The organism is Streptomyces sp. NPDC051364 (genome assembly GCF_040682115.1).
Lineage (GTDB): Bacteria > Actinomycetota > Actinomycetes > Streptomycetales > Streptomycetaceae > Streptomyces.
In genome coordinates, this window is record NZ_JBFBAH010000002.1 from 82,788 (window position 1) to 99,594 (window position 16,807).

Annotated in this window: 13 protein-coding genes and 1 pseudogene; 3 read left to right on the forward strand and 11 right to left on the reverse strand. The window is 68.8% G+C overall.

Annotated features, from left to right (window positions below):
- Positions 1-145: 145 nt before the first annotated feature.
- The gene (locus tag AB0M76_RS04280) at positions 146-1,090 is read right to left on the reverse strand and encodes a LysR substrate-binding domain-containing protein (protein WP_365951456.1); all 945 of its coding nucleotides are present in this window, start codon (positions 1,088-1,090) and stop codon (positions 146-148) included.
- Positions 1,091-1,161: 71 nt separating this feature from the next.
- On the opposite strand from AB0M76_RS04280, the gene AB0M76_RS04285 reads away from it, so the two are divergent.
- Positions 1,162-1,896, forward strand: coding sequence for an SDR family oxidoreductase (locus AB0M76_RS04285; RefSeq protein ID WP_365951457.1), 735 nt, complete (start codon positions 1,162-1,164; stop codon positions 1,894-1,896).
- Between the two features lie 187 nt (positions 1,897-2,083).
- Here AB0M76_RS04285 and AB0M76_RS04290 read toward each other — a convergent pair whose 3' ends face one another.
- The 9 genes and pseudogenes from AB0M76_RS04290 to AB0M76_RS04330 all read right to left on the reverse strand — a co-directional run bounded on the left by AB0M76_RS04290 (position 2,084) and on the right by AB0M76_RS04330 (position 11,730).
- Positions 2,084-2,632: a recombinase family protein gene (locus tag AB0M76_RS04290; RefSeq protein WP_365951459.1), complete on the reverse strand. Its 549-nt coding sequence runs from the start codon at positions 2,630-2,632 to the stop codon at positions 2,084-2,086.
- Between the two features lie 57 nt (positions 2,633-2,689).
- A complete protein-coding gene (locus tag AB0M76_RS04295; protein ID WP_365951460.1) occupies positions 2,690-3,016 on the reverse strand; it encodes a CorA family divalent cation transporter in 327 nt (108 codons plus the stop codon).
- Between the two features lie 328 nt (positions 3,017-3,344).
- Entirely contained in the window at positions 3,345-3,641 is a 297-nt protein-coding gene (locus AB0M76_RS04300; RefSeq protein ID WP_365951461.1) for a hypothetical protein, read from the reverse strand.
- Positions 3,641-4,096 (reverse strand): hypothetical protein, encoded by a 456-nt coding sequence (locus AB0M76_RS04305; RefSeq protein WP_365951462.1) that lies wholly within the window; start codon positions 4,094-4,096, stop codon positions 3,641-3,643. The genes AB0M76_RS04300 and AB0M76_RS04305 overlap by 1 nt, the downstream gene beginning before the upstream one ends.
- Positions 4,093-7,659, reverse strand: a complete 3,567-nt coding sequence (locus AB0M76_RS04310; RefSeq protein ID WP_365951463.1) for a DUF6531 domain-containing protein — start codon at positions 7,657-7,659, stop codon at positions 4,093-4,095. The genes AB0M76_RS04305 and AB0M76_RS04310 overlap by 4 nt, the downstream gene beginning before the upstream one ends.
- Positions 7,659-7,970, reverse strand: coding sequence for a hypothetical protein (locus tag AB0M76_RS04315; protein ID WP_365951464.1), 312 nt, complete (start codon positions 7,968-7,970; stop codon positions 7,659-7,661). Before AB0M76_RS04315 ends, AB0M76_RS04310 begins: the two co-directional genes overlap by 1 nt.
- Positions 7,971-8,097: 127 nt before the next feature.
- Positions 8,098-10,341, reverse strand: a complete 2,244-nt coding sequence (locus AB0M76_RS04320; protein WP_365951465.1) for a plasmid pRiA4b ORF-3 family protein — start codon at positions 10,339-10,341, stop codon at positions 8,098-8,100.
- A gap of 332 nt (positions 10,342-10,673) precedes the next feature.
- Positions 10,674-11,332 (reverse strand): annotated as a pseudogene (locus AB0M76_RS04325) (nucleotidyl transferase AbiEii/AbiGii toxin family protein); the annotation flags it as partial.
- A 5-nt stretch (positions 11,333-11,337) separates the two neighbouring features.
- Positions 11,338-11,730 (reverse strand): hypothetical protein, encoded by a 393-nt coding sequence (locus AB0M76_RS04330; protein ID WP_365951466.1) that lies wholly within the window; start codon positions 11,728-11,730, stop codon positions 11,338-11,340.
- Between the two features lie 357 nt (positions 11,731-12,087).
- On the opposite strand from AB0M76_RS04330, the gene AB0M76_RS04335 reads away from it, so the two are divergent.
- On the forward strand, positions 12,088-14,061 hold the full coding sequence (locus AB0M76_RS04335) for a collagenase (RefSeq protein WP_365951903.1): 1,974 nt from the start codon (positions 12,088-12,090) through the stop codon (positions 14,059-14,061).
- 324 nt (positions 14,062-14,385) lie between these two features.
- On the opposite strand, the gene AB0M76_RS04340 is transcribed toward AB0M76_RS04335, so the two are convergent.
- Positions 14,386-14,721, reverse strand: coding sequence for a hypothetical protein (locus AB0M76_RS04340; protein WP_365951467.1), 336 nt, complete (start codon positions 14,719-14,721; stop codon positions 14,386-14,388).
- 133 nt (positions 14,722-14,854) lie between these two features.
- Here AB0M76_RS04340 and AB0M76_RS04345 point away from each other — a divergent pair, with 133 nt between their 5' ends.
- Positions 14,855-16,582 carry a protein kinase gene (locus AB0M76_RS04345; RefSeq protein ID WP_365951468.1) on the forward strand — a complete coding sequence of 576 codons (1,728 nt, stop codon included), beginning with the start codon at positions 14,855-14,857 and terminating at the stop codon, positions 16,580-16,582.
- Positions 16,583-16,807 lie beyond the last annotated feature (225 nt).

The following is a 16,807-nucleotide window of genomic DNA, read 5'->3' on the forward strand; positions in this document are numbered from 1 at the left end:
GCCGAACCTCGCGGATCCGGCCTTCGGCGTCCGGCCGGGGCACTCCCAGGGCCAGACATAGGGCCAACGCGCAGGCGTCCCACTCACCGGTGCGCGCGGCCAGTTCGGCGAAGACCTCCTCCTCGCCCTGTCCGGTCTACGCCGGTCAGGCCAGTGCGGTCATGTGGTCAGGGTGGTGGGCGGCGACGTCGTGGGCGGCTTGGACGAAGGTGGCGACGGCTGCGGATCGCGAGGTCTCCGGCCAGGCGACCATGACCGCGCTGGGGCTGAGGCCGGTGACCGGCCGGTATGCGATGTCCGGGCGCTGGTGCCGCTCGGTGGTGGAGCGTGACAGGAACGCCACCGCCTGCCCCAGCGCGACCACCTCCAGGAGTTGCTCGACGCTGGCCACGAGCGGCCCCTCAGGAGTGTCAGCCGGCGCCAAGCCTGTGCGGCCATCGCCTGCTTCGGCGCCGTCGTATCCGGTGTAGTAGGCGGTGGTGGAGGGGGCGGCCCCCTTCCAGCGCGGGATCGGTTCGCCCTTGAGGTCGGTCAGCCGCAGTCGCCGGCGTCCGGCCAGGCGGTGCGCGGCGGGGAGGACGGCCAGTCGCGGCTCGACCACGAGTGTCTGGGAATCCAGCCCTTGACCGTCGAACGGGCTGCGCAGCAGCGCTACGTCGGCACGGCCGTCCCGCAGCATGGCGATCGGCTCTCCGCTGCCGCCGACGACGACTTCAGGCGGCGGCAGATGCGAACCCGTTCCCCGGTAGGCGGCGAGGATCTCCCGCAGCAGCCCGGCATCGCCTCCCGGTTTGACCGCCACGACGAGCTGGGGTGTCGGCTGACCGGCCCGGCGTGCTCGCCGGGCCGCCGCGTGCACCGCGTCGACCGCGATCCGGGCCTGGTCGAGCAGCACCTGACCGGCGGTGGTCAGCCTCACCTGCCGGGTGGTGCGCTCCAGCAGGCGTACCCCGAGCCGGGACTCCATCTGAGCGATCGCCTTCGACAGCGGGGGCTGCGCCATCCCCAGGCGTTGCGCGGCCCGGCTGAAGTTCAGTTCCTCGGCGACCGCGATGAAGTACCTCAGCTCCCGCACCTCTAGCTCACTCATATCTGTGGACTATAGATCCAGAGTCTTCTGGTCTTTCCCTGCCGCCCGTGGGTGAGGGGAGGCTGGGTGCCATGACGACTTCGCAGAAGACTGCTTTGATCACCGGCGCGAACAAGGGCATCGGCAAGGAAACGGCGCGCAGGCTCGCAGCCCTCGGCATCACCGTGCTGATCGGCGCCCGCAACGCCGAGCGTGGCGAGGCGGCGGCCGAGGAGCTTCGCGCGGGCGGCGCCGACGTACGGTTCGTTCCGCTGGACGTCACCGACGAGACCTCGGTCCAGGCCGCCGCCAAGCACATCGACGCCACGTTCGGTCGCCTCGACATCCTCGTCAACAACGCCGCGATCGCCGCCGGACCGCAAAAGCCGAGTGAAACCCCAGCCGCTACCGTCCGGCAGGTCTACGAGACCAACGTGTTCGGCGTCATCGCGGTGACCCACGCCATGCTCCCCCTGCTCCGCCGCTCCGCCGCCGCACGCATCGTCAACATGTCCAGCGAACTCGGCTCCCTCACCCACCTGGCCGACCCGGGCAGCCCGTGGTCCGCCTACTCCTCGATTCTCCTCCCTTACTGCACCTCGAAGAGCGCGCTGAACGCGATCACCGTGCTCTACGCCAATGAACTGCGCGCCGAAGGGATCCTGGTCAACGCGGTGAGTCCCGGCTACTGCGCGACCGACCTCAACCGCCACACCGGGATACGCACGGCGGAGGAGGGCGCGGCCGTGGCGGTTGACCTGGCGACGGCGGGCGAGGACGGCCCGACGGGCGCCTTTTTGGCCGAGGACGGGCCGATTCCCTGGTGAGACCATGCCGCGCCGCCTCCGCCCGAAGCCTGCCGGGGTGTTTTCAACCCCCGCCGTGACGATCACTGGCCTCTTGCGCGGCGCCCATCCCTACGGGCCTTACTGGTAGTTGGTGGGCGCACAAGCCAAGACGGGCACGAGGTGATCACTCATCTCGCGGAGTCAGCATCAAGGGCTGGGCCGCGGGTCAGCCGGTGGTTTCCATCGCGGTTGTGTGCTCGTCGTGTTCACGCAGCATGCGCATGACGGTGGCGGGTGAGAGGTGCTGGCCTTTCTTCGTGCCGGTGGTGATGACGAGGCGTTTGGCGATGTCGCGCAGACTCATCTCCTGCTCGCGCAGGTGGAGGGGCATGGACAGCATCGACTCGTCGGTGACGCCCGCGCCACCGATCGTCTTGCCACGCTTGCGGGCGGACTCGTGGCCCTCCAGGGTGCGGTCGCGGATGTACTCGCGCTCCATGCCCGACATCGCGGCCAGCACCGTGAACACGATCCCGGACGGGTCGTGCGAGCCCTTGAGTTCGCCTGTGAGGAACTCCAGCCCGACATCGCTCGCCTTCAGCTCTTCGGCGAGCATGGCGAGTTCGGTGCCTCGGCCGAGCCGCTTGTGCTCTTGGACGACGAGGGTGACGGCGACGCCGGAGGAACGGATCTCCCCGCCGAGCTTGACGGCGGCCTCCGACTCGGGGCGCCGGGTGGCGCGGGTGGAGATCTTCTCCGAGAAGATGCGCGTCACTGGGCCACTTTTAGACGTTCGCAAGAGCTAAGTTGATCAACGGTGTTGATGTGTGCTCTACAGCCAGTCGCGCTTCTTGAAGATGACGTACAGGCTCGTGCAGGCGATCGCCATCAGCAGGATCGCGAAGGGGTAGCCTGCCGCCCAGTGGAGTTCCGGCATGGTCTCGAAGTTCATGCCGTGGATCGTTCCCACCAACGTGGGTGCAAACAGGATGGCGGCCCAGGAGGAGATCTTCTTGAAGTTCTCGCCCTTGCGGCGCTGACCTGCGGAAACCGACCAGAGAGGTGATCTGACCTGCGGCGATTCGCCTTTCCGTCTCTTTCGGCGTGCTGCCCGTTTATGCGGTCGATCCTCCCCAGCCGCTCCCCAACGGACCTTCATTCTCCCCAGATTCCCCCCTTCGGAGGCTGCCTCCGAAGGGGGGATCGCCACTGTCAGGGGCGGGATCAGGCGCAGGAACGCGACGCGCGATGTTGTCGAGACACGGAAGCAGGGGCGAGGTCTTCGTAAGAATCCGCAGTGCTGGTTTCGCCCGGAGGATCCCGCGCCGCGAGTGCGCAGAGGACTTCGCCTGTCCACCGGATGGCCCTGTCACTGATCGAGGAGGAGGGCACGCAGGCCGACGAGCGCTACCTCCCGTAGCGCTCCCCCTCACCTTGCCGACAGCTCCAGCCCTGGGTCGGCCCCCGGGCCAGGGGGCCGGGACGCGTCAGCGGAGGTGCCAGAGCGCATACCCCGCGACCACCATCACCAATCCGGCGCCCATCATGGCCGCCCCCAGGACCCGGTGGTACCAGGGCAGCGCCCACATCGAACCGGCCGGCTGCGCCAGTTGCATCCCTACCGGCTGCTGGCGCTGCCGAATGCCCTCGGCCCGCCGCACCGCGATGCCCCGCACATTGAACGCCCAGCTCGCACCACACCCGACGCCGACCAGCCCGGCCAGAAGGAAGACTTCGATGACGACGGGCGACGGCCCCTGCGTCCCGGCGGCAAGACTGCTCATCACGCGGCACCCCATACGGCTTCAAGGTCCTGGCAGTGAACAGTGATCGACGCATCGGTCAGCACAATTTCGTGGCTACAACCATCATGCCGCGGAAGGATCTCGTCGAGGAGCACCGTATCGGCCTGCATCCAGTCGATCGACTGGTCGTAGTCGATCGAGAAGTGCGAGACCCCGGAGTACCGAATCCGAAGACCGGATTCATGCTTCCACTGGTTGGCGGAAAATTCCAGGGTCAAGACCCCACGCTTGTCCGTCGGCACGGAGATTCCTGCCAGTTCGAGGTCTTTTACAGATCGGGCACTGCGCATGCTGTAGTGCTCGGCGGCGGAGGCAAAAGCCCAGGCTCCGGCAGGCAACGCGTCCCGCATCTGCGGAAGTTCGACGAGATAGGCGCTCGGGTCCAGGTTGAACCCGTGCATCTCTGAATCCCAGTCCGCCTTCACATATTTCATTTACAGCCTTCCGAGGCAAGACGGGGTCGCTGCCATTTATCTCCGGTGATGTCTTCGGTCCCCCTCGGGCCAATCCGTCCATGCCGCCGCATGGTGTCGATGGCTCTCCCCTTCAGCGCATTCTCGACACTTGGCGGAACTTCAACATCTGCACCTATTGTCCGGTGCTTGTTGAACCAGCCGTCGCTGCCAAAGATACCCACCTCGCGGCCAGATTTGTCGTAGACGTGGATCTCAAAGTCTTTCCCCTTCATCCCTTCCTGCCAGGTGTCCAATCGCCCTCGATACCCCTGCCCAAGGTCAAGCGGATCCTTCGGCCCCCGTGCCGCAAGCCCCAGCGAGTCGGTCCAGCCCAACGCGTTCACAACATATGCGTGGTGGTTGGGTGCCGGTTCCAGGCCCAGCGGGTCCGGGCTGATGTACCGGGCGGTTTCGGGGTCGTAGTAGCGGAAGTAGTTGTAGTTAAAGCCGGTTTCCGGGTCCGCGTATTGGCCGGGGAAGCGGAGGGGGCAGTCTAGGGATGTGGTGTCCGTCGGGGCGGGGAAGTGCGCGCCCCACAGCGTGGTGCGGCGCTGCCAGGTCAGTTCACCGTCAGGGGTGACCAGCTCGGTCGGCGTGCCGACCGTGTCCGTGATGACGGCGTGGAAGCGGGTGCTGTAGTCCGCCGAGGTGTCCTGGGCCAGTGTGGCCAGCAGGGACGCGCCCTGCTCCCGGACCAGCGGCCTGTGGTCGCTCTGGGTGAGGGGGTGGTGGGTGCCCGGGGCGTAGTCCCAGGTGGTGACCTGGCCGTCGGACGTGTTCTGTTCGGCCAGGCGGGTGTCGTCCCAGGTGAAGTCGGTGCGGTCGGCGGTCGAGCCGTCTTCTGACAAGCGGTGCTTGGATATTCGGCGGCCAAGTGGGTCGTACGTGTACTGCCAGTGTTCGCCGGCAGGTGTCACGGCCTCCGTCAGGCGGTCTTCCGCGTTCCACGCGTACGTCCAGGTGTGCTGCTGCCCGTTGAGGAGCTTGCGGGTCTTGCGGATCATGCGGCCCTGGGCGTCGTGCTCGTACGAGGTGCGGTCGGCGCTGCGGATGAGGGTGCCGTTGAATGCGCGGTCGCCGGAGGCTTCGTGAGCGGGGGCCGTGGCGTGGGTGAGGTTGCCTGCCGCGTCGTAGGCGTATGTCTCGGTCCAGCCATGGGCCCGGACCCCGGCGACCCGGCCCAGTCGGTCGAGGTCGAACCGGCGGGTGCCCGAGGTCAGTTCGCGGATCTCGGTCAGGTAGCCGTCCTCGCGGTAGGCGTAGGTGCGGTGCTGGAGGAGACGGTCGGCCTCGTCTACCCGGCCCGAACCCGAAAGGGTCTGCTCGGTGAGGCGGTGGGCGGCGTCCCAGGACTGGGTGAGCGTGACGCCGTCGCCGAGGCGGCGCTCGGTCTCACGGCCCGCGGCGTCGTACACGAAGGTCAGGGAGCCAGCCTCGGTGCTGATCGCCGCGGGGCGGCCTGCCGGGTCGTAGGTCCACTGCGAGTTCAGCCCGGACGGGGTGGTGCGCCGGACGACACGTCCGAGCACGTCGTACACGTAGGTGATGGTCCGGCCGTTGACGGTTTCCGTGAGGGTGCGGCCGAGGGCGTCCCGCTCGATGGCGACCGCCGCATCCGAGTTGGCCGTGTGGATCAGATGGCCTGATGTGCTGTAGGCGTACGTGGTGACGGCGCCCGCGTCGGTGCGCTGCTCGATGACGCGGCCCAGCTCGTCTCTGGTGAAGCCTAGCGTTTCGCCTACGCCGTTCGTGCGGGATGTCAGAGCGCCCGACGCGTCGTGCGTGTACGTCAGCGTTCGGCCGTTGAAGTCGGTCTCCGTGATCAGCCGGCCGGCTTCGTCGTACGCGTACGTCCAGTTCAGCCCCTGCGGGTTGGTGACTCCGGTCAGCCGGAGCTCGGTGTCGTACGCGAAGGCGTATGCCGTTCCGTCCGGGTCTGTGCGGGTGGAGGGGACGTCGAAGTGCGTGGCGGTGTGGCGGGTGACGTTGCCCGCGGGGTCGGTGTGGGTGAGCGGGTTGCCCTCGCCGTCCCAGGTCCAGGACTCTCGGCTGCCGTCCGCATGCTCGCGCCACGTCGGCTTGCCTTCGGTCGTCCAGCCCATGCGGGTGGTCCCGCCCAGTGGGTCGACCACTTGGACGACACGGCCGAAGGAGTCGCGGCGCGCCACCGTGGTGTGTCCGAGTTCGTCGGTGACGGCGACGGGCAGCCCGGCCGCGTCCGGTGTGACCCTGCGGGTGTGGCCCAGGGCGTCGGTGACAGTGACCAGGTGGCCCGACTCATCGTAGGCACAGTGAGTTTCGGCGCCGAGCGGGTCGGTCGTGGTGACCAGGTTGCCGAGCTCGTCGTAGGTGTGGTGCCAGGTCGCACCACCGGGTTCGACGACCTCGACCGGCCGGCCGAGCGCGTTGTACGTGGCCCGGGCGACGGTCTGGTCCGGCAGGGTGACTGCGGTGAGGTTGTCAGCTTCGTCATAGGTGTAGCGCGTCGTACGGCCCTGCGGGTCGGTGACCGAGACGGGTTTGTCGCCCCGCTCGGTCCACTGCGTGCGGGTGGTGTGGCCGAGCGGATCGGTCTCCTCGACGACCATGCCCGCGGAGTTGTACCGGTGGGTGGAGCGGCGGCCGAGGGAGTCGGTGTAGGTGGTGGTGTGCGCCGTGTCGTCGTAGGCGAGGGTGCCGGAGAGGAAGCCGTCGCTGCCTTCGGTGCGCTCGACTCGGCCGCGGGCGTCGTAGAAGTACGCGAACGAGGTGCCGTTGCGGTCGGTCCAGGAGGTGACCCGCCCCTCGGCGTCGTACGTGAAACGCAGCGGCTCACCGCTGGAGTTGATGACCTCGGTGAGGTTGCCCGCCTCGTCGTAGCCGTACCGCACGACGACCGTACCGGCGTCCTCGCCCGGCGACAGCTCGTACCGCGACGGGGCATGGTCCAGCAGGCGCAGGGCGGTGATACGCGGCCCCTGGGTGTCCACGGCGATGTAGTAGCCGCCGGAGTGGCGGAGCGCGGTGGGGATGCCGTCGTGCGCGCGCTCGATGTCGATGCGGACGCCGTTGCGGTCGTGCCAGCTGTCCAGGGGGAGGTGGAAGACACCGAAGGTGCCGGAGGGGAGGGGGGTGCTGAAGGTGCGGACGACTCCGGAGTCCGGGTCGGTGATGGTCATGACGCCGTCGGGCTTGCCGTCCCATTCGAGCGGCCAGCGGGCGCCCTTGACAGGCAGGGCTGGCTCGCCGGGCTGAGGAACGGGGTAGACCAGGCGCATGCCGTCCGAGGCGGCGAACACCACCCCTTCCCCGTCGATCTGAAGGCACTCGTCCAGGGTGGAGACCCAGGTGGGGCCGAAGCACACCCCACCGCGGTACGAGGACAGGTGGGTGCGCTCGAAGACCAGGGGGAGGTCGGCGGGGAGTGTGAGGTCGGTCTGTGTCATCAGCATGGCGCCGGTCGCCACGTCGATCGGCTCTCCGACGCACGGGGTGCTCTTGCACTGCCGGGCCGCCGGACCGAGTTCGACCAGGTCGGGGCGGAGCGTCGGCGGCCGCAGCATCAGCGGCACCTCGGTCTTGGTGAACAGGCTCCCCTCGATGCCTGTGCCCCGGACAGCGCGGCAACAGCGAGGGCGACGGGCAGCGCGTAACCCTCCGCCCTGCGCCGTCTGACCGAGCGGCCGTGCGGCAGCACGAGCTCCGCAGCCTCGGCCTCGACGCCCGCGGGTGCCATGCCCTCGGCGGCGGCTGCCCCGGCGGGCTGCCAGAGCAGCAACCGGCCGAGGCGGGCGGGCTCGCCGGGCAGGAAGACCGCCGCCCAGCCGTCGTCGAGCAGGCTCCGGGCCCAGGCAGCCGACTCGGGTGTGGCCAATGGCGGCACGCTCCTCGTGCCCGTGCCCTGCTCCCGTACGAGGACTCGTGCCACTCTCTTTTCGCCTCACCGTCGTCCAGGCGGTCTTCACCGCATCTTCGTCCACCAGCAGGTTTCGACCCTGCCGTCACCGGCGGGAGTGGGCCTTGTTCGCCGCGGTACGCATGCGTTTGGCCAGCCGCTTGTCGACGCCGCGCAAGCCCTCACCCAGTTCGGCGAGCACTTGGGCGGTGGCTGGGTGCTCCACTCGCCACAGCTCGTCCACCCGCTGTTCGAGCGCCTCCGGCGCCGTGTTCCAGTTCTCCAGGAAGCCCCGGGTCAGTTCCTGCCTCTCCTGAGCACCGGCGAGGATCGACAGTCCGTCGATGAGCAGCCACAGTCCGGCCTCCTCCGCCCGCGCCGGGTCCACGCGTGCTTCTGCCCCAAGGCGTGCGCCCAGGGTCGCGGTGGCCACCTGGCGGCATCCCTCGACGTCGGAGTCCGCTGCCTTGCGCAGCACGCGCAGTGCCCGGGGGTCGTCGAGGTCGGCCAGCACCAGTTGGGCCACGGCGCGCTTCGCCGCTGCCTCGGAGCCGTCTCCCGCGCATGCGTCGAGCAGCCTTACCGCGGCATCCGTCGCCGAACGGTGTGCCAGCCACCCTTCGACCTCCCGGCGCATCTCTTCGGGGGAGTAGCCCAGGAGCCCCTGGAGCAGAGCGTCGGCGTCGGCTTCGGCGTACTCACCGAGCAGCGGCGCGTGCACACCGCACTCCGTCAGGTACGCGCGGAGCCCGTAGCGGCCGAGTGGGGTGAGCCGCATGCGGTGCCCGCGCTGGTCGTCCCACGACCGGTCCGCCGCCGCCGTCGAGGCTCCCGAGCCGCCGCCCAGCTCCTGTTCGACCATGGCGTTCAGGAGTGTGCGCAGATTCTCCTCGGCCGAATCGACGCCGTCACCGGGCTCGTACTCCACCGCGCCCAGCAGGGCGAGCCCTTCCCCGAGTTCCTGGAAGGACGCCGCGAACAGCGCCTGGAAGAGATCGAACTCCGGCAGGTTCTCGCCCACCTCGCGGGCCTTCGCACGCAGGTCGTCGACATCCACCCAGGCGTCGTCCGGGGCGTCGTACAGCAGGCCGACCAGTCCGTCGGCGATCTCGGCCGTCAGCTCGCCCAGCTCACTGTGCCACCCGTCCAGCACCCCCGTCTCACCGATCTCCTCCAGCAGATCGCCCGTCGTGGCGGCCCAGAACTCCAGGAGGCCCTCACCGGTGAAGTCGGTTGCCGCGCCACCCCACGCGCGGCCACCGCTGACCGTGATCATTCCGCCATCCATGGCGAGCCACCACGGATCATCGAGAACGGCCACGCCCTTGGCGCTGCGCAGCGATTTCAATGCACGAGCCCGCGCGACGGCATCGGCATACGGCGAGTCGTCGCCGGCCAGCTTCCACAGCTGGAGCTCCTCGACGGCCTCACGGGCGAGTGCGGGCCGCAGTACCCGGCCTGCGGTGACCTGCCGTCCCTCGCGGCACCAGACGGCGAGCCGCAGCGCAGCGTCAAAGAGCGGAACACCCCGCACGGCAGCGACAAGGTTCTCCCGCGGAGCCAGCGTCACCGGGCGCAGCACAGGCACATCCTCGGCCGGTCCGTCGACTCCGGCCTCGACCGGATCGCCCACCCCGCACTGCCCACAGGTACACAACGCCACGTCCGCGGCGGTCAGCCGACGGACACCGCCGCGCCCGGCCCCATCACCGGTCGGCGGCTTCGCATTGCCGGACACCGTGTCCGGCGTCAGCTCGGCCAGCCGCGCGGTGATCCCGTGCCGGTCGAAGGCAGCAGGATCGTAACCGGCCGCCCGCAGCTCGGCGACAAGCCCGCCGTACGGGCCATCCCCGGCCCCGCCCGGGGTGTCGAGGAACTCCAGCACCTCGGCCAGCCCCCGCACGCCGCCGATGTCCTCGGCCGGTACATCGGCGCGACGGCCGCCGACGCAGCGCACTGTCCGCTCCGCGCCGACCGGGCGCGGCAGTGTCTTCTCCAGCGTGATCCCGTGCTCCCAGTCATCGCCGAAGTCGTAGACGTAGCGCAGCCGTGCTCCCTCGCCGGCCAGTGCGTCGCCGAGCGCGGTGGCGTCCTCGTCGCCGACCTCGTGGCCGAAGCCGAGATCGATGCCGGCGAGTCGGGCCGCATCGCCGTACCCCCGGCCGAACTCGTCGGTGAAGAGATGCAGATGGCCACGGTGCCATCCGAAGGCGACCTGGATGGCGTCGTGCAGCGTCCCGAGCGAGGTATCGGACGGCAGCACGAGGCGCCGCCACAGGGGCGGTCTTGTGCCGTGCAGCACGATCTTCAGCTGGAGATCGGACGGGGCCGTCTTCCCGTCTCGCCGCATCTGCTGCTCCTACCGCACCGGGGCCACTCGAACGGCCCCATCATGGCGCTGCCGGTGTGCCCTGCTCAAACCCGGTTGTGGCGGCCACCGTCCTTCTGGGCACACACGGTCCCGACGCCGCCCGCAGCGGATATCCTCTGCCCTCGCGACCTTTCGCGGGGCTGCACAGGCGCTCGGGAGCCCGTGGCCCTACCGGCCACGGCTGTCGCAGTCCTCGACATGTGCGGACGCGGCGTGATGCCGGGTTTCGTAGCCCGTCCGGGTGTCTGAGCCGCGTGAGTCGGAGCTCTTGGGGCTGGTCGGTCTCGTCGGCAGCCTGCAGATGCGGTCTCGTCCGGATCATCGGACTCTTCGAGGAGTCGGGCCGCGAGGTCGTCGGCCCACTCCACGGCCCAGGTACGAAGAGTGGCGATGGTGGTCTCGTCCAGGCCGTAGGCGGCGAAGGCTTCGTCATCGGTCCACTCGGCGCCCGTGAGGTTCGCCTGCAGGTCCTCGCGCTCGAAGCGGCCACGGGCGTGGCGGCGGCCGAACTCCTCAAGCTCGGTATTGGTCCAGCGGCGGGAGGCAGCGAACACGTCGATCAGGTCGCGGGGCCTTCGCGGTCGGCGAGGGCGCGAATCTTGGTCCCGATCACGTCCTCCTCCGCCAGTACGGGCCCGTACTGGCTCTGGGAGACGGGCCGCCAGAAGATTTCCTTCAGGATGTCGACTTCACAGTCCTGCCCGGTGACCGGGTCGGTCACGGTGAAGCGAGCGGACAGCGGGGCAGTTTCCAGCGCCTGCACTTTCCAGCCCCGGGCCTCGAGGCCGCGACAGACTGCGGCCGCGATGTCGGCCATGGGCGCCGGGTTCTCCGTGGCGACATCGAGGTCCTGGCTGGGACGGTTCACGAGGCGGTGCGCCCTCACGGCATACCCGCCGGTGAGGACCAAGGGATACAGCGAGCCGAGGGCAAGCACATCCGCCAGGAGCCGCTTGTGCAGCTCCGGCATGTCCGTCACGCGGCTGCCCGGGTGCGGGAGGCGAGCTGGGGGAAGGCGTCCTCCCACACGGTGCGCACGGTGCGACCGACGAGGGTACGCAGCACGGGCCACAGCTGGAGGAGCAGATCCTGATTGAGGTAGAGGGGCAGGTCGTCGTGCAGGCCCTCGTGTAGGACGGTGCGGTACAGGCCCATGCGCTGGCGAGGCTTGCCCAGGTCGTACGAGGTCATCCCGGACCAGGCCAGGTGCAGCGGAAGCTCTACGACACCGTGCGCCGGCCCATGCAACTCGTCCAGCGACTCCGGCAGACGGCGCCGGAACTTCTCCCGGTACAGCGCGAGGTCCTCGGCTTCCGCGCCGGAGAGGCCCCTCGGCGCGGGCGCAGGATGTTGTGGGCTGGAGGACATGCCTCATTGTGGCGGCCGCAGAAGTGATGCGGGCCACGATGTGCGAGCCCGCGCCCGGAGTGAGCAGCGGTGGACCGCGGCGGTGCGCCGGCTGTCGCAGCCGGTTCTTGTCCTGAGCAGGGGGACACGGGCTGTCTTTGTGTCAAGTTCCGTGACAGGACTCCCCCTTGACGGCTCATCAGTTTCTTCTATTGCTTGCAACTCTCTTTCGCTGCCATGTGAACTGTGAAATTGTACGGTCACACTTTCCGCGGCTATGTCAGCTCCGGGAGTGCTCAACTTCCGTTGCCATCACGGTCCGCACCCCCCACCGCCGTGCCCCACGCACGGCTGCCGACCGGCCTGGAGGCCATCGCCATGCGCAAACCCCCCACCCTCAGGAAACTCACCCAACTGCTGATACCTACCGTGGCCGTCGCCGGCCTGGGGCTCACCGTGCTCGCCCCCAATGGCACGGCGACCCCGGCCGGTGCCGGGGCACCCAAGCCCGCACCGAGGTCGGCCCCCGCCCCACAGCCCGCCTCCTCCACCGTGCTTGCCGCCGATCTCGCACCCGGACACGCCGCCGACCCCGCGCGATCGGCCGCGAAGACCTCGAACCCCGCGCAACGCCCTCCGCTCCCCGCGGCCCAGAACGCCTCAGAGCGCAAGCAGGCCCGCTCTGCGGCGAAGGCCGCCGCGGACTGCAACGTCAGCGACTTCACCTCGAAGACCGGCGCTGCCCTGGCCGAGCAGATCAAGAAGTCGGAAACCACCTGCATCAACACGCTGTTCAGCGTGACCGGTGAGGACTCCAAGGCCCTGTTCCGCGAGGAACAGATGGTCACGGTGGCGAACGCACTCAAGGATGTCGCGACCAACTACCCTGGGGACAACACCACCTTCGCAACCCAGGTGGTGCTGTACCTGCGTGCCGGCTACTACATCCAGTACAACCAGCCGGAGAACGTCGGAGAATACGGCCCGACGCTGAAGAGCGCCATTCAGGGCGCCCTGGATGCTTTCTTCGGCTCGTCCCACGCCTTCGACGTCACCGAGGCCAACGGAGAAACCCTGGCCGAGACGGTCACCCTGATCGACAGCTCCGGAGAGAACGCCCGCCACCTCGACGTGGTCAAGCGTCTGCAGAAGGACTACGACTCGTCGTACGACCAGTTCTACGGGATGCTCGCGGCGGTCAACAACACCTACACCGTGCTCTTCCGTGGCCACCAGCTGCCGGAGTTCGTGGAAGCCGTGAAGGCGGACCCGAGCGTCCTCACCGGACTGCGTGACTTCGCCGTCGCCCACGACGATCTCCTCGGCACCGACAAGTCCTACCTGGCCAGCAACGCCGGACGCGAACTCGGCCGCTTCCTGCGGCACGCCGACCTCAAGGACACCGCCAAGCCGTTGGTCAAGGAGCTGCTCGGCCGCAGCGAGATCACTGGACGCACCGCCCCGCTCTGGGTCGGCCTTGCCGAGATGACGGATGAGTTCGACAAGGGGAACTGCGCCGATTACGACACTTGTGACCTGCAGAACCGCGTGCGCGACGCGGTGCTGACGGTCAAGCATGCATGCGGTCCGAGCGTGAAGATCCTCGCGCAGGAGCTGACCGCGTCCGAACTGTCGGCCACGTGCGACAGCGTCCTCAAGCAGGACCCGGTCTTCCACGGCATCGTCAAGGACAACGGTCCGGTCAAGGACGACCACAACACCAGCATCGAGATCGTCGCCTTCAACTCCAGTACCGACTACAAGACCTACGCCGGTGTTGTCTTCGGCATCGACACCAACAACGGCGGCATGTACCTGGAGGGTGACCCGGCCGCTGAGGGCAACCAGCCGCGCTTCATCGCCTACGAGCAGCCGGCCCAGGACGGCGCCTTCCAGATCTGGAACCTCAACCACGAGTACACCCACTACCTCGACGGCCGCTACGACATGTACGGCGACTTCTCAGCCGGGCAGACCACCCCGACCGTGATGTGGATCGAGGGTTTCGCCGAGTACGTCTCCTACTCGTACCGCGGCATCACCTACGACAGGGCGATCGAAGAAGCGGGCAAGAACACCTACAAGCTCAGCCAGCTCTTCGGGACCACCTACGAGAACGCCGACACCACCCGTATCTACCAGTGGGGCTATCTGGGCGTCCGTTACATGCTGCAGTCACACCCCGCGGACGTGGCAACCCTGCTCGGCCACTACCGCGCAGGTGAGTACGACGCGGCCCACAGCCTGCTGCGTGACACCATCGGCACCAAGTACGACGCCGACTTCGCCGACTGGCTGAGCAAGTGCGCTGGCGCTGACTGCGGCCAACTGCCGGCCCGGAGCGGCCGATGACCGGGGCCTCGCTCACCGGCAAGAACTGAGCCAGGAGAGCCAGGGGGGCCGCCTGCCGTCGTCGCCCGGCCCAGATATTCCTGATATGGCGTCAAAACAAGAAGCCGCCTTCCGGACCGTGCCGTATGCCCGGTCCGGAAGGCGGCTTCCTTGCATGGTGGTCAGCGCCCTCGGTGAATGGGCGTCATGTGTTCATTCCTGAAGGTGGGCCGATCCCGTACACGTGGCGCGTCCGTACTCGCCGGAATCTGTGGCATGTTGCACATGCTTACCCTGAACGGCGAGCGTGCAACTCGCCTTGCCGCACACGGACTGGCCGACTCCTCATCCGCTGTGCCGGAAGCCCTTGCCGCTGCGGTCGAGGGGGTCCTCCGGCAGATCGAGGAAGCGAGCGCGCAGTGCGTCCCAGGCGGCGAGGCGGCGAGGCGGGTGCAGTCGGGGGTCTCGCGGATCTCCTGGCGGTCGGTGAGGAAGGGGTTGGGCAGCAGGGCGGTCATCAATCTGTTCGTCGCGGCCGTTGAACAGGCGGGCCCCCCAGCTGACGGCTGCGCCGTCGGAGCCGAGTGTGCGGTAGAGCTCGGCGCGGGAGCAGCGGCGGATGCGGCCGAGTTCGGGGCCGGAGGCAGTGTGCTCGCCGATGCACAGGTAGTACGCAGGCACACGAGTGCCACCGCCTCTCCTGGGGAAATCCGCCCCGTACCCCATGACGCACGCGGCATCCAGTGTCGCTGAGTCCGGCCGCCGCAATCCCCCCCACGCTCCTGCCTCTACCTTTGAGGCCACCGGTTGATGGATGGCGAACAGCGATGGAAACGATGGAACGGAGCGTGCGGTGAAGGCGGGGGCAGCGGATGGCGGCGACCTGATAGGCAAGGTACTCGGGGGGCGTTACCGGGTGACCTCCGTGGTCGGGCGCGGCGGTATGGGAGTGGTCGCCCGGGCGGTGGACGAACTGCTGAACCGAGAGGTCGCCGTCAAGGTCCTGCGAGCCTTCACCGACGCCTCCGCGTCTGAACTTGCCGATCTGCGGACCCGGATGCAGCGGGAGGCGCAGGCCGCCGCCCGTATCCGGCACAGCGGCGTGGTCACCGTGCACGACGTGACCGAGGAGCAGGGTCTGCCGGTCATCGTCATGGAATTCGTCGACGGGCCCTCGCTCGACGACGTGTTGACGGAGCGCGGCCCGCTGGAGCCGCACGAGGCCGCGGCGATCGGCGCCAAGCTGATGGAAGCCCTGGACGCCGCGCACCGGGTCGGCGTACTGCACCGGGACGTCAAGCCCGCCAACGTGCTGATGGAGCACGGCGGGAGGATCGTTCTCACCGATTTCGGCATCGCCACCATGGAAGCCTCCGACGACGACGCCATGGCCAAGCTGACCCGCAGCGGTGACATCATCGGCTCTCTCGACTACCTGCCACCGGAGCGCGCGCAGGGCAGGGAGCCCGGTCCCGCGTCGGACATCTGGTCGCTCGGCATGACGCTGTACGCGGCTGTGGAGGGCACTTCGCCGTTCCGCCGCGCGTCCGCGTGGTCCACGTTGTCGGCCATCGTCACCGAGCCACTGCCGGAGCCCCGCCGGGCTGGACCACTCACGCCGGTGCTCCAGGCGCTGATGGCGAAGGAACCGGAAGGCCGGCCCACCGCAGACCAGGCGCGCGGCATGCTGGAGCGCGTCGCCTCGGGCCGGACGGTGTCCGAGGGCCCGGCTCCCACGCCCATGGTGGTTCCCGGGGCTGCGGCCGCCGTCGCACCGCCCCCCGGGTTCGGCCCCCCGATGTTCCCCCAGCCCACCCCGCAGCCTCAGCCTCCGCATGCCGGCTACCTTCAGCCCAACCTGCCGCCGGCGCTTCCGCAGCCCGGCGCGCCGGTCGCGGGCCCAGCCGGAGTCCCCACTCCCGAAACGAGCCGCACCGCAGCCCGTGGCGCACGCGGCCGCAGCCGCACCCTCATCGCATCAGCGGCCGCCGTCGTACTCCTCGCCGCAGGCGGCGGAATCACCTACGCCCTGACCGGCCAAGAGGGCGGCACGACCGCGAACGGTGCGCAGGCGACGCCGCCCGCCGTCAGTTCCCCGGCGGGCAGCGGCCCGTCGTCCTCCGTTGCTCCGGGCGCCTCCTCGAAGCCGTCTCCCTCGGCGAACAAGACGGGTCCCACGACGACGCCCGGCAACAACGGTGCCAAGCCGGCCGCGAGCCCGTCCGCCTCTCCGGAGAGCAAGCCCAGTTCCACGGTGAAGGAGCCCACCCCGGTGTCGACGGCCTGCACCGGCTGGAGTCACGAGAACCGCAGCAACGGCTACGGCTACCTGCTCGACAACTCCCACCTCTACACCGGGCCGTACGCGGAGTGCAGCTACGTGTCCGTGGTCAAGACCGGCGTGAAGGTCTATTACCACTGCTACGTCACCAACGCCTATGGCAACAAGTGGATCTACGCCCGTACCGAGGGCACGAATACCGAAGGCTGGATGTCCAGCACCCACCTCACCCGGGAGAGCGGCACACTGGCCCGCTGCTAGTGCCGCGTCAGGCAGCGTTCGCCCCGTCGCGAGGCCCGGCACCCCAGCCATGGCTGTCTCTACAGGCGCCATGCCGGCGGCCAGGAGCGCGATCCAAGCGTAGTCCCGTGATCCCACCAGGCTGAGGGTCATCTGTGTCCGGGTCGGTGCCGTCGGCACCGACCGAGCGAAGTGATCGCCCGAAGCCTCTGGTGAGGATGTGGCGTGTCGGCGCCTCGGGCAGCT